10 protein-coding genes are annotated in these 12769 nt (G+C 60.0%); 5 read left to right on the plus strand and 5 right to left on the minus strand.

What is annotated here, in order from left to right:
• Window positions 1-36: 36 nt before the first annotated feature.
• From P2081_RS16835 to hpaD, 3 genes are all read right to left on the minus strand, one after another.
• Window positions 37-1212: a substrate-binding domain-containing protein gene (locus P2081_RS16835; protein WP_278924032.1), complete on the minus strand. Its 1176-nt coding sequence runs from the start codon at window positions 1210-1212 to the stop codon at window positions 37-39.
• 209 nt (window positions 1213-1421) lie between these two features.
• The gene (locus P2081_RS16840) at window positions 1422-2831 is read right to left on the minus strand and encodes a pyridoxal phosphate-dependent decarboxylase family protein (RefSeq protein WP_278924033.1); all 1410 of its coding nucleotides are present in this window, start codon (window positions 2829-2831) and stop codon (window positions 1422-1424) included.
• 100 nt (window positions 2832-2931) lie between these two features.
• Entirely contained in the window at window positions 2932-3912 is a 981-nt protein-coding gene (gene hpaD, locus P2081_RS16845) for a 3,4-dihydroxyphenylacetate 2,3-dioxygenase (protein ID WP_278924034.1), read from the minus strand.
• Window positions 3913-4079: 167 nt separating this feature from the next.
• On the opposite strand from hpaD, the gene hpaR reads away from it, so the two are divergent.
• A complete protein-coding gene (gene hpaR, locus P2081_RS16850; protein ID WP_232405058.1) occupies window positions 4080-4514 on the plus strand; it encodes a homoprotocatechuate degradation operon regulator HpaR in 435 nt (144 codons plus the stop codon).
• A gap of 13 nt (window positions 4515-4527) precedes the next feature.
• On the opposite strand, the gene P2081_RS16855 is transcribed toward hpaR, so the two are convergent.
• Entirely contained in the window at window positions 4528-5796 is a 1269-nt protein-coding gene (locus tag P2081_RS16855) for a glycerate kinase type-2 family protein (protein ID WP_278924035.1), read from the minus strand.
• 126 nt (window positions 5797-5922) lie between these two features.
• Window positions 5923-7518 (minus strand): sulfatase-like hydrolase/transferase, encoded by a 1596-nt coding sequence (locus P2081_RS16860; RefSeq protein WP_278924036.1) that lies wholly within the window; start codon window positions 7516-7518, stop codon window positions 5923-5925.
• Between the two features lie 197 nt (window positions 7519-7715).
• Between P2081_RS16860 and P2081_RS16865 the strand changes: the two genes are divergently transcribed.
• The 4 genes from P2081_RS16865 (at window position 7716) to P2081_RS16880 (ending at window position 12653) form a co-directional block, all read left to right on the plus strand.
• Entirely contained in the window at window positions 7716-8522 is an 807-nt protein-coding gene (locus tag P2081_RS16865; RefSeq protein ID WP_278924037.1) for a DeoR/GlpR family DNA-binding transcription regulator, read from the plus strand.
• Between the two features lie 2 nt (window positions 8523-8524).
• A complete protein-coding gene (locus tag P2081_RS16870) occupies window positions 8525-10204 on the plus strand; it encodes a Na/Pi cotransporter family protein (RefSeq protein WP_278924038.1) in 1680 nt (559 codons plus the stop codon).
• 99 nt (window positions 10205-10303) lie between these two features.
• Window positions 10304-11143: an EamA family transporter gene (locus P2081_RS16875; RefSeq protein WP_278924039.1), complete on the plus strand. Its 840-nt coding sequence runs from the start codon at window positions 10304-10306 to the stop codon at window positions 11141-11143.
• Between the two features lie 385 nt (window positions 11144-11528).
• Window positions 11529-12653: an extracellular solute-binding protein gene (locus P2081_RS16880; protein ID WP_278924040.1), complete on the plus strand. Its 1125-nt coding sequence runs from the start codon at window positions 11529-11531 to the stop codon at window positions 12651-12653.
• The last annotated feature ends 116 nt before the right edge of the window (window positions 12654-12769 follow it).

The raw sequence follows: 12769 nt of genomic DNA on the forward strand, positions 1-12769 counted from the left end.
AAAGCTCTGGGCCATGGTCGTAAAAGCGATGTCGCCCTATTGGTTGCGGATCGGAATTGGCATCTCGTCGATGGCCAGCTCGCGGACCAGTTCGGGGACGGCCCATTCAACACCGTCCTGCACGGTCAGCTTGAAGTGGTACATGGTCTGCAGCGCCTGATGGTCTTCGGGACGAAAGCGCATGATGCCCTTGGGGGTTTCCCACTCCATACCTTCCATCGCGCTGATCAGCGCCTCTGTATCGGTGGAACCAGCCTGGCGAATGGCCTCAACTGCGGCCAGCCCCGCGGTCATGCCCCCGGCGGTGAAGAAATCAGGCGGGCCGTCGAAACGTTCAAAGTGGGTTTTCACCAGCCAGTCGTTCACCTCGTTGTCGGGCAGCTCATAGTAGTAATAGGTGCCGCCCTCCATGCCTTCATAGTCTTTAAAGCCCTTGAGTGCGGCGAGGATATTGCCCACCCCGGCAAATTCGATGCCAAAGCGGCCCGGATCCATGGCATTGATCTTGCCCAGCGGGTTGCCACCGCCGGCCCAGATCACGAACAGCTTCTTGTCGCCGTCCAGATCCTTCATCGCGTTGAAGATCCGTTCGCCGGCTGCGGTGAAGTCTGTGGTATCGGTGGGGGCGTATTCTTCGTGCACCAGCTCGATCCCCTGCGCTGCCAGGGCTTCGCGGAAGGCGGCGATACCGTCGCGGCCAAAGGCATAGTCCTGCGCCAGGGTGGCAATCTTGACGTTGTCACCCGCCAGGGCAATGGCGCTGGAAACAGCATCTTGTGATGAATTGCGCGAGGTGCGGAAGATATAGCGGTTCCAGTTTTCACCGGTGATACTGTCGGCCACGGCGGGTTCGACAATCAGGATCTTTTCGTATTCTTCGGCCACCGGCAGCATGGCCAGCGCCACGCCGGAACTGACCGGACCAATGGCCAGATCGACTTCATCGTCGCCGTAGGCTTCTTCCAGCAGGGCTTTGCCGTTTTCTGGTTTTAGCTGGGTGTCTTTTTCGATCACGACGATCTTTTCGCCGTTGATTTCCATGGTGCCGCCGGTGGCATATTCCAGCCCCAGCATCAGGCCATCGTGGCTTTGTTTGGCGTAGGCTTCAAACGGGCCTGTCTTGCCGTAGATATGGGCAATCTTGATATCTGCAGCGGCGGCCGAAGCCAGTGCCAGTGCAGAGACCATTCCTGCAAGCAAAGTGCGTGTCATGTCGTTCCTCCCTGAGGGCGCGCCTATGTGTAGGGCTGGCGCAGTCTCGCTCCTGTGCCTTCAGGCTAACGGCGGCCTCGCATTTTGGTCAATTGCAGGGAAATACGTATGTCGTGTCTCTTCCCCGTCTCCAAGGCTTACTTTGCCTCCTTCCAGGTCGCAAGGCGACAGAGAGAGGTTCGCGGTGGGGAAGAGACGGTGATTGTCGGCTAGAGCCGGGAGGCGATCTCGCAGATTACGGTATGGGCCATCATCACATCTGCTTCGGTGGTTTCAAACTGGCCAGCCTGAAAGCGGATCACCAGATCACCATCGACCCGTGTCTGGGTCAGGTAGATGCGCCCGTCATCATTGATGGCATTGACCAGCGCCAGGTTCAGCGCATCCAGATCCGTGGCCCCCTGGGGCGCGTAACGAAAGGTCCAGAGCGACCACATCGGCGGGGTGATGATTTCGAAATCAGGCTCTAATGCCAGGGTATCGTGCAGTTTGGTGGACCAGTTGATGTGATTGCGCAGGCGGTCACGCAGGCCTTCCAGGCCATAGCTGCGGATCAGGAACCAGATCTTCAGCGCCCGGAAGCGCCGCCCCAGTGGCACCGACCATTCCGAATAGTTGATGATGCCATCCTTGCCGTGGGTTTTCAGATATTCGGGGCTGATTGCCAGGGTCTGCACCAGATCATCGGGGTTTTTCAGGAAATGCGCTGAACAATCAAACTGTACCCCCAGCCATTTATGCGGGTTGAAGACGATGCTGTCGGCGCGTTCCACCCCTGGCCAGTAGTGGCGATATTCAGGACAGATCATCGCTGATCCGGCCCAGGCAGCGTCGATATGACTGTAGAGCCCATAGTCTTCGGCGATTTGCAGGCAGTCATCAATCGGGTCAGTGGCGCCGGTTCCGGTACCGCCAACGCATAGGATCAACCCGGCCGGTTGCAGCCCGGCGGCGATATCAGCCTCAATTGCCGCGCGCAGGGCGGCAGGGTCCATGCCGCGCCATGTGCCCTTGATCGGCACCCGAACCAGATTTTGCTGGCCAATACCGGCTACCCAGATGGCGCGATCCACCGAGGTATGCACCTCGGAAGAGCAATAGATGCGCAGCGGTTTCTGCGCGAACAATCCCTGCTGGTTGCCCTGCCAGTTCAGCGCCTTTTCCCGCATAGTCAACACGGCGGCCAGTGTCGCCGAAGAGGCGCTGTCCTGAATGACGCCCTGAAATTCGCCGGGTAGGTCCAGCGATTGGCGCAGCCAGTCCATCATCCGCGTTTCCAATTCGGTCGCCGCCGGAGAGGTCTGCCACAGCATGCACTGCGGCGCGATGGCCGCAGTCAGGAATTCTGCCAGCACCGAGGGCGCGGCGGCATTGGAGGTGAAATAGGCAAAGAAGCGCGGGTGCTGCCAATGGGTGATCCCCGGCATCACGATCTCTTCAAAATCGGCAAAGATGGCCTCCATGTCTTCGCCGCTCTCGGGTGGAAAGAGGGGCAGAGAGTCCAGCACATCGCCGGGTTCGGTGCGGGCGCGTACCGGCTTGTCGCCAACGGTCAGGTGATAGTCCTGTGCCCAATCGGCGATGCGGCTGCCCCAGCCTGCGAAATCATCCCATTTCATACTTACTCTCCCCTATGTCTGTGCTCTTGGCACAGACAGCGCATGACCTTGGGAAGGCGCTTCACGCCTCCCCAAGGTCATGCGCTGTCTTATGTTCGAACTACGGTGCAATAATCGGTTGCGCCTTAAGCGCGCTTTCCTTGGTGCTGGCCCCTTCAAAGCTTGATCCTTCCTCAAACCAGCTGCGTGGTGCTGCCGCCCCCCAGAGGGTTTGGCGCTGCGGGTCTGTCAGCGACCATTTGGTTGCTTCCAGATCGGGGTCAACGGTCTGGTAATCCGAACAGTAGATCTCGATCCGGTGATCATCCGGGTCACGCACATACAGGAAGAAGGCATTGGAAATGCCATGCCGTCCGGGGCCGCGTTCGATGTTGGCCACATACCCCGTGGTCGACATCAGATCGAGCAGGTCAATGATGTTCAGCGGCGTTGGCACCCAAAAGGCGGTGTGGTGCAGACGCGGTCCGGTGCCATTTGTAAACGCCACATCATGCACGCCCCCTTTGCGGTGCATCCAGGCCGCCCAGACCTTGCCGCTTTCGTCATCTTCTGTGTATTCGGTGACCCTGAAACCGATCTCGTTGTAGAAGGCGACGCTGGCATCCACATCTGCCGAGAACATGTTGAAGTGATCGATGCGCAGCGGTTTCACCCCATTGTAGAGCCTGTATTGTTGATGAATTGGCGCCAGCCGATCCATCTTGACGTAGAACTCCAGTGGCACGCCCCAGGGGTCGCGGGTGCGCAGGGTGCGGCCCATATGGGGGCGTTCGACCCAGTCCACCGGCAGGCCCTTGGCGGCAAAGAATTCGGCTGCCTTGTCCAGATCCGGCTCGTCATAGAGCTTGAAGCCCAGCACACCGACTTCTGCCTCTGCAGCCTGCACCAGCACGATACAGTGGTGGCCACGCTCTTCCATGGCGCGCAGGTAGATGCGTGTGTCGTCTTCCCCGGTGATCTGCAGGCCCAGAATTTCGACATAGAATTTGCGCGACGCGGCCAGGTCGGTGACCCGGTATTCCACATGAGACAGGCGCACAATATTGAAGGGTGGGTAAAGAACGGGGGCGGGAACGGGCATTATGGGCTCCTTGGTTCAGGGCGGCAGCGCGCGGCGGCAAGGGCCAGATCAACAGTCGTCTTGCGCCTTATTGTTAACATGTGTAGTTTATTCGGGTCCCAATGTCAATTCTTTGAAAGGCTGCACTGGCAATTGCATTCCAGTCAGGTTTGAGGCGATAAATGAGCATGAAAAACAAACTGCCCTCTACCTCTCGTTCTTTGCCCATTGCGCTGCTTCGTGCCCGCGAACGGGTCATGGGACCCATCCGCCACCTGCTGAGCGATGTCGATCTGACGGAACAGCAATGGCGGGTCCTGCGTGTTGTGCAGGAAAGCGGCAAAGTTGATCCCACCGAAATCGCCGAGCAGGCCTGCCTGCTTCTGCCCAGCCTGACGCGGATTCTGCAAAAGCTGGAACAGAAGGGACTGATCAGTCGCGAGCAGGACATGGTGGACCGCCGTCGTCAGGTGATCCGCATCACGGCAGCGGGCGAAAAGATCATCGACGCCAATATCGCTGCCAGCATCGCCATTGTGGACCGTACCCGGCAAAAGATGGGCGAAGACCGCTATGAGGCGCTGCTGGATCTGTTGAACCAACTGGACGAGATCGAGCTGTAGTTCGGCTTCGGTATTAGCCGGGACGGCGCAGGAATAGTTGTACATCTGCCACATTGGTGCCGGTCGCGCCGGTGATCAATAACGCCTCTGCGGCTTTCAGCGCGGCGTAGCTGTCATTGTTTGCCAATAGCGCGGCACCATCTTCGCCCGCCTTGGCAATGGTTGCCCAGGTCTGCGGCGTGACAATTCCGCCTGCCGCATCGGTGGGGCCGTCGCGCCCATCGGTGCCGCCCGACAGGAACAGCCAGTCGCCGCTTAGCTCGGTCGCGCCGCGCTGCGCCAGACGCAGGGCCAGTTCCTGATTGCGCCCGCCCCGCCCAGTGCCCTGCAGGCGCACGGTGGTTTCGCCGCCAAAGATCAGCGCCACGGGGGTATCGCTGGGGGCGGACTTGGCGGCCTGCAGGATCTCTTCGGCAGCCTCGGCCACGTCTCCGACAAGATGGTCGCTGACCAGCTCTGCTTGCCAGCCGCGCGCCGTGGCCAGATCCATCATCGCAGCCAGGCTGTGACGGTTTGATCCGATCAACTGGTTCTGCGCCTCTGGCAGCGGCTGGCTTGCTGGGGCGAGGGGCTGTTCCAGGTGGGAGCGCACCGCGGCGGGCAGATCTTGCCAGACCCCGGCCTGTTGCAGCAAGGCGCGGGCCGCTGCTGGTGTTCCCAGGGCAGAGACGGTTGGCCCCGACGCAATGGCGCGCAGATCGTCGCCAATCACATCCGACAGGATATAGGCCTGTACCGGTGCCGGTGCGGCATGGCGCAACAGGCCACCGCCCTTGAGCTGCGATAGCTGCTGGCGCACCAGGTTCAACTCGTTGATCTCCAGCCCCGAGGACAGCAGCGCGGTGCTGACAGCGGCCTTGTCGGCCAGGGTCAGCCCCGGCGCAGGCGCCACCATGAGAGCAGAGCCACCGCCGGATACCAGAACAAAGACACGATCCTTGGCTGTGGTGCGGGACAGGAAATCCAGCACGGCGGCCCCGGCTTCTGCGCTGGTGTGGTCGGGCACCGGATGTGCCCCGGCCAGCACCCTGGCGCCGGGGACGGATTGCAGGTTTTCTGGGTTCGTCACCACCAGCGCCTGGCGCGGTTCAGGGCAATGCGCCAGCATTTCCTGCATCATCGGCACTGCTGCCTTGCCCAGGGCCAGAATATAGCTTTGGCCGCCGGTTTCCAGCGGAGGCAGCGGGGCGGCCTGCAGGGCCTGACGCAGGGCAGCACCGGGATCGGCACGGGCAACAGCGGCGTCAAACAGCGCTCTGGCCTCTTGGTCGAGAGTGTTCATCTCAGGTCCGCCCCTGTTTCTGTTTGCCAGCCGAGGATCTCTTGCTGTGTTACCGCTAAAGCTGGGGCGGTTTTGCCTGACGTCAGGGGGGTGGGTCAAGGGTTGCCGCGAGCGGCATGGCGGCGGTCAGCCCTGCACCTTGGTCCGGCCGGGGCGCTGGCGCTGGCTTTGCTGCGGCCCTTGGGGGGTGATCGCATGCAGCGACAGGCTGTGGTCCATGTTTCGCATTCGGTGCCGCAGCATCTGGCGGCCTAGCCGTGCCAGATCGCCTTGGTGTTCGAGATGGCTGGCGACATTTTCCATTTCGCCTGCACCGTGATGATCAAACAGCAGCGGTGGCAGATCGGCGGCAAATTCAACCAGGGTAAAACGGGAATCGCGCAAAATGCTCAGGTTAGACTCTGATATTTCAGTGCCAAGCGTCTGTTGCCAGAGGCTCGCGCCTTCGGCGCTGCCAAAGTCCAGTTCGGAAAAGGAATAGGAACGCCAGTCGGCGGGCACCTCGCCACGCAGCAGCGGCAACAGCGAGGCACCATCCATGGAGTTGGGGATTTCTTGACCGACCCAGTCCAGAATTGTGGGGGTCAGGTCAATGGATTCAGTGATCTCTTGCACCACCGTGCCGGCGCGCTGGCCATTGCCGGGCATTCGAATGATCAGCGGCGTTTTATAGGCGGCGTCATAGACCGTCATCTTGCCCCAGCTGTGGCGGTCACCCAGCATCTCGCCATGATCCGCGCTAAGCACCACCAGGGTATTGTCTTCCTGGCCGCTGTCTTTCAGAAATTGCAGCACCCGGCCGATATGGGCGTCGACCTCGCTGGCCAGCCCCAGATACAGCGCCCGCAGGGTCTGTATTGTATCATCATTGGGCAGCAGATCCGGATGGCCCAGCACCATAGAGGCCGGGGTTGCCGCCTGAAGCGTCGCGGCAAAAAAGGGATGTAGTGCTGCCTCTGTGGCCTGGCTGCCGTGCCGCTGGGGCAGGGGGAGCTGGGCGGGATCATACAGGGTGTTGTAGGGGGCCGGGGCCACCAGGGGCGGATGCGGGCGGATATAGGTGAGATGGGCAAACCAGCCCGGCTGCCCGTTTTCTTGTGGGTCAACCCTGGCATAGCCGGGCAGGGTGGCCAAAAACCGATTGGTCAAAAAGGCGGTATCGCTGTCTTCGGCGCGGTAGGGGGCGGGGTCGTTCAGCCTTGGCACCCCGCCATCCGGCGCCACCGGTCGGTGCAGATCCCAGTAGCTGTTGAATTTATAGCCCTTGTTTATCAAATCGGCCCGCCAAGGATAGGACATCTCCAGCCGCATCTCGAGCATCTCTTGGAAGCCCTCCATGTGTTGTTCATAGGTGCGGATGGCCGGGTCGTTGGGATGGTGGCGGCCTGGGTCGCGGCTGGTGTCGGTATAGCCAAACAGCATCGGGGTATAGCCCGCCTTGCGCATCTCGTCGGGCAGGGTGGGGATGTCATGGCGCAGCGGCGTGCCATTGCGCACCGACCGGTGGTTCATGGCATATTGCCCGGTCAGAATAGAGGCGCGCGACGGGCCGCAGGGGTTCACCACCGTGTAGTTCTGGGCAAAGCTCACCGCCTCGCCCATCAATGCGCGCAGGTTTGGCAGCGCCACATGGTCGGCCAGCGCCCCTATCAGGCAATCGGCGCGCATTTGGTCGATCAGGATGAACAGCACATTCTTGGGCTGGGGCGCGGCATGGCTCATACGGGGATCCTTTGGGTGCGGTGGGGCAGCGGATGGCGCCGCCAGCTAAGCGCCTTGGCGGTGATTTGAAAAGCAGTTTTGCCACAAGATTGCTGGTTTTTGACCGTTTTATTTGGTTTTTGTGGGTTTTGACTTGTGATTGAGGCCTTTCGCTGCCAGTTTGACAGATGTTTTGCCCGACTGTGGAGTCTGATCCAATGCTACCCTCTGCCACGCCATCCCACCGAGAGGTCGCGCTGCTGGATGCATTGCGCCGTCTTGGGGGATCGGGACGCAGCGCCGAGCTGGCCACTATGCTGGATGTCTCGGAAGAGACCGTGCGCCGCACCATCAAGGCCCTGGCCAAGGTGGGATCCGTCGAGCGGGTGCATGGCGGAGCCCATCTGGTGGGGCCGGGCAGTAATGGTCAGCGGAGCGCCAGCTTTTTCCGCCGCATGGGAGAAAACCCGCAAGAAAAGCAAGAGATTGCCCAGGTGGTCTTGCCGCGCATTCACGATGGTATGACGGTGTTTCTGGACGTGGGCTCCACCACCTCGTTTGTTGCCGAGGCCCTGCGGCTGCGGCGAAACCTGACGGTGGTGACCAATTCCATTGGCGTGGCGCAGCTCCTGGCCAATCACAATGGCAACCGGCTGCACCTGCTGGGCGGCGAGATGCGCAGCGATGATCGTGGTACCTTTGGCCCGGTGGCAGAGCAGCAACTTGCCCGCTTTGCGCTGGATGTGGCGGTGCTCTCGGCGGATGCGCTGTCGGCCAAACACGGGTTGCTGTTCCACAACGCCGCCGAGGCGCAGCTAACCATGACCATCACCGCCGCCGCCGAGCAGGTCTTTGTGGTGACAACCCATGCCAAATTTTCTGAACAGGCCCCCCACCGTGGCCCGCTGCCGCAGCAGCTGGATCTGCTGGTGAGCGACCGTGAACCGGGCAAGAAACTGGCGCGGGCGCTGGTGGACTGGGGTACCGAATTTGCGCTGGCACAGCCAGCCCCCGAAGGAGACTAGACGTGGCGATTTTGACCTTTTTGATCAGCCTGGCGGGCGCCACCATGTTTTTGCTCTTTGCGGTGCGCATGGTGCGTACCGGCATTGAACGCAGCTATGGCGCGTCTTTTCAGCGTCTTTTGACCGGCACCGGTAATCAGGTGCAGGCAGGCGGAGTAGGCATTGGCCTGGCGCTGGTGCTGCAAAGCTCGGCTGCGGTGGCGCTATTGACCACCGGCTTTGCCTCTGGCGGCTATCTGGCCTTTCCCACCGGACTGGCGATTGTGCTGGGGGGCGATCTTGGCTCGGCGCTGATCATTCAGATCTTGTCGTTCAAGCTGGACTGGCTGGTGCCGGTGCTCTTGGCTGTGGGCGGCTATCTTTTTGTCAAAACCGAAGGCAAGAAAACCCGGCAGGCCGGGCGTATCCTGATGGGGATTGCCTTTATCCTGATTTCGCTGCGCTTCCTGCGCGAGGCGATGGATCCGATCCGCGACAGTGCCTTTTTGCCTGTGGTGGCAGGCTATCTGGCGCGGGACTATATCACCGCCTTTCTGGTGGGCGCGGGGCTTGCCTTTGTGATGCATTCCTCTGTGGCGGCCATCCTGATGTGCGTGACCCTGGTGCAGATCGGTGCCATTCCCTTTGCGGCGGGGCTGTCGCTGGTGCTGGGGGCCAATTTTGGCTCGGCCTTTATTCCGGTCTGGCTAAGCCGCGGATTAAGCCAGAGTGCACGGCGCATTCCCTATGCCAATCTGGGGCTGCGCGGTAGCTGGGCGGTGGCCTGCCTGATCGCGGTGAATTCCGCGCTGGGGGCTGGGCTGCTTGAGTGGCCGCAAACCGGGCAGATGCTGGTCTATGTGCATCTGTTGTTCAATGGCTCTTTGTTGATATTGGCGCTGCCGATCTGTCGCCATATCGAACCCTTGATGGTGCGGCTGATGCCAGAACCGCCACCGCCGGACCCCGGCCTGGATGGGCGCCCTGTCAGCGCACTAGAGCCGGGTGTCTATGGCCCACCTGCCCAGGTTCTGGCCAATCTGAAGCGCGAATTGCTGCGGATGTGCGATCTGGTCGAGACCATGTTCCGCCCTCTGGCTGAGCTGTACAAGACCGGCGAGGTCGATCAAATCAAGGCGTTGCAGGCGATGGATGCAGAGGTCAACGCTTGCCTATCGGGTATTCGCTCTTATGTGGCGGATATTCCGGCTGACAGCTTTGACAAGGAAGAGATGAAGCAGGCGCGCGAGATGGTGGAATATGCCATCCGCCTGGAAACTGCCGGCGATGTGGCCTCGCAGCGTCTGGCAGTGCTGGCCGGGCGGCTGCACAAAAAGAACCTGCGGTTCTCGGCCGATGGCTGGGGGGAAATCCTGCGTATGCACGAGGCGATCATGGCCAATCTGCGTCTGGCGTCGAATGTGCTGATCTCGGATGATCTGGAAAGCGCGCGCCTGCTGAACCTGGAAAAGACAGAACTGAAGCGGATGGAACGCGACAGCCGTAAGCGCCACCTGAAACGGTTGCAACGCGGCGAGCGCTATAGTTTCGACACCTCGGATATCCACTTGGAAACCCTGCGCGCCCTGCGTGAATTCAACAGCCATGTTGCAGCGGTATCCTACCCGGTCTTGTACAAGAACGGCCAGCTTCTTGAAACGCGCCTGATCAAAGAGATGGAGGATTCAGAGGTTGGGACATGACGCTAAATCAGGCTCTGATACAGGTATTTAGAGCCTGATTATCCTATTCCACCACCATTTCTTTGATCTGTTTGAGCCACCGCGAAAGGTGCTTTGCCGATGACGCCCTTTGTTGTCTTTATCATCCTTTCGGCGGCGCTGTTGCATGCGGTTTGGAATGCGATTGTCAAAACCGCTGCTGATCGCACCACGACCCTGGGGCTGGTCGCCCTGGGTCATGTGATACCTGGTCTCATCATGGTGATGATCCTACCGCTGCCAGAGCTGGAAAGCCTGGGCTATGTGGCGCTGTCGACGCTGATCCATTTTGGCTATTTCTATATGCTGGGACAGGCTTACAACCATGGCGACCTTAGCGTTGTCTACCCGATCGCCCGCGGTATCGTTCCGGCGCTGGTGGCGCTTTGGGCAATGTTCTTTGCCGATGAGTTCCTGCCGCTGCAGGCCTGGGGCGGCATCATGCTGATCGCGCTGGGTATCCTGCTGAGCAGTTGGAAGACGCTCAAATCCGGGGTTGGGGGCGTGGCACTGCTTTATGCGCTGGGCACCGGGCTTTGTATTTCTTTCTATTCTACCGTGGATGGGCTGGGGGTGCGCCTGTCGGGAAATACGCTGAGCTACTGGGCCTGGGGGGCCGTGGCGCATATATTTGTGACTGTCGTGATCGGGTTGCGCCGCCGCCGGGTTCTGCGGCTGATCCCGCTGCGCAGCTGGGTGATTGGCATCACCGGGGGCTTTGTGTCGATGACGGCCTACGGGCTGGTGCTCTTTGCCAAGAATTTCGCCCCGCTTGGTGCGGTCTCGGCGCTGCGCGAAACCTCGGTGATCTTTGCCGCGCTGATCGGGTTTCTGGTGCTGAAAGAGGGCAACTGGATGCGCCGCCTGGGCGCCGCCATGGTAATGGTCCTGGGGGTTGCACTGATCGGCCTGTCGGTTTGATCCCCCCTTAGAATAGCCGCGCGATACCTCTGGTGGCAAACTGGCGACAGGCTGTAGCTGCGCCGGTGATCTGCCTGCCCAGCTTGCCCATCTGTCTGTTTTATAGGCATTTCCTGGCGTAGGGCTGCGTTCGACATCTGTCATGTTGACGGAATGGGCTATGGCGCGCAAACTCTTGTTACAACACCACCTTATTCTGCCGCAGCTGAGGGGAATCGAGCGGTGTTGTTACAAGACTGGAGCCATGATTTCGCAGTGCTGCGGCATTTTGGCCTTATCAGTTTTTGAAACTGTCACTGTTTGTTGGGCGCAATGCCTCGCACTCTTTCAATATAAAAAAACAATAAGAAACAAGACCAACAACCCACTAGGGAGAAAAATGAACATGACTACCAAATCTAGCGTCACTCGCCGGACCCTGCTGAAAAGCGCCGGTGCGGCTGCTCTCGCAGCGCCGCTCTATTCCAAAAGCGCGCTGGCGTCTTCGGGGGAAGTGAACATTCTGATGTGGTCGGATTATCTGCCGCCTGCCTTCATCGAAGGCTTTGAGGCAAAGACCGGCATCAAGGTAAATTATACTGGTATTGGCTCTAACGAGGAAATCATCAACAAGATGAAGGCCACCAAGGGTCAGGGCTTTGATATTGTTTCGCCGACCAACAACCGGTCGCTGCAGTGGGGCCCGCTGGAACTGCTGAAACCATTCGACATGAGCAAGGTCAACATTGACGCGGTGAACCCGGCGATGGCAAAAATCGGTACATCTGCCTGGAACTTTGACGGCGCCGGCGTGCATTGGCTGCCGCATATCTGGGGCACCGAAGGCATTGCTTATCGCACCGACAAATGGCTGCCAGCGGGCGATGCGCCGTCTTATGGCGATGTCTGGTCCGAAGAAAACGCCGGCAAGACCATGGGTCGGGCCCATTCTATGATGCTGGGTGCCGGGCTCTATATGGAAGCCTCTGGTGAAATGGAGCCGGGGTCTGTCTGGGCCGCCTATGGTGACGAAGACACCATGCGCGATGTCTGGGGCAAGATCACCGACTGGTGCATGGCGCGCAAAAACCGGATCAAGCTGATCTGGAATGATGCCGACACCCAGAAAAACGGTCTGCTGAACGAAGGTGTTGTTGTTGGTCAAACCTGGGATGGTCCACCTCTGGCGCTGAAAGCCGCGGGCGAGCCTGTGCATTATCAAGCCCCTGTTGAAGGTGCGATGGCCTGGGTGGATGGCATGTCCATGCCGGTTGGCGCGAAAAACGAAGAGCAGGTCTATGCCTTCATCGACTATGCCTTTGGCCAGGAAGCCGCCGGCAAGGCGATTGACAGCCATGGCTACAACTCGCCGGTTCTGGGGGCCGATACCTATTCCGGTGAGGTCTACAAAAAGAACTTTGCCGAAGCCTATCCCGGCGACAGCCTGGCCAATCTGAACCCATGGCCTGCCGAAGCGCCTTGGTACGCCGCAGTGCGGACCGAGTTCGTCAACAAGTTCAAAAGCGCCTGATTTGTTTTTGACAAACTGGCCTCCGGTGTTCCGGGGGCCAGTCCAGGCGCCCTGTGCGCAGAACACATCTGAATGAATAGAGCAGCCTGTTTGCACCGGGGGTATTCTCCACCGGG

The organism is Pseudophaeobacter profundi (assembly GCF_029697505.1).
Classification (GTDB): domain Bacteria; phylum Pseudomonadota; class Alphaproteobacteria; order Rhodobacterales; family Rhodobacteraceae; genus Pseudophaeobacter; species Pseudophaeobacter profundi.

Coding starts and splice junctions, on each gene's coding strand:
- P2081_RS16835 (WP_278924032.1), bottom strand. CDS start 1,212: ATGACACGCACTTTGCTTGCAGGAATGGTCTCTGCACTGGCACTGGCT.
- P2081_RS16840 (WP_278924033.1), bottom strand. CDS start 2,831: ATGAAATGGGATGATTTCGCAGGCTGGGGCAGCCGCATCGCCGATTGG.
- hpaD (WP_278924034.1), bottom strand. CDS start 3,912: ATGCCCGTTCCCGCCCCCGTTCTTTACCCACCCTTCAATATTGTGCGC.
- hpaR (WP_232405058.1), top strand. CDS start 4,080: ATGAAAAACAAACTGCCCTCTACCTCTCGTTCTTTGCCCATTGCGCTG.
- P2081_RS16855 (WP_278924035.1), bottom strand. CDS start 5,796: ATGAACACTCTCGACCAAGAGGCCAGAGCGCTGTTTGACGCCGCTGTT.
- P2081_RS16860 (WP_278924036.1), bottom strand. CDS start 7,518: ATGAGCCATGCCGCGCCCCAGCCCAAGAATGTGCTGTTCATCCTGATC.
- P2081_RS16865 (WP_278924037.1), top strand. CDS start 7,716: ATGCTACCCTCTGCCACGCCATCCCACCGAGAGGTCGCGCTGCTGGAT.
- P2081_RS16875 (WP_278924039.1), top strand. CDS start 10,304: ATGACGCCCTTTGTTGTCTTTATCATCCTTTCGGCGGCGCTGTTGCAT.
- P2081_RS16880 (WP_278924040.1), top strand. CDS start 11,529: ATGACTACCAAATCTAGCGTCACTCGCCGGACCCTGCTGAAAAGCGCC.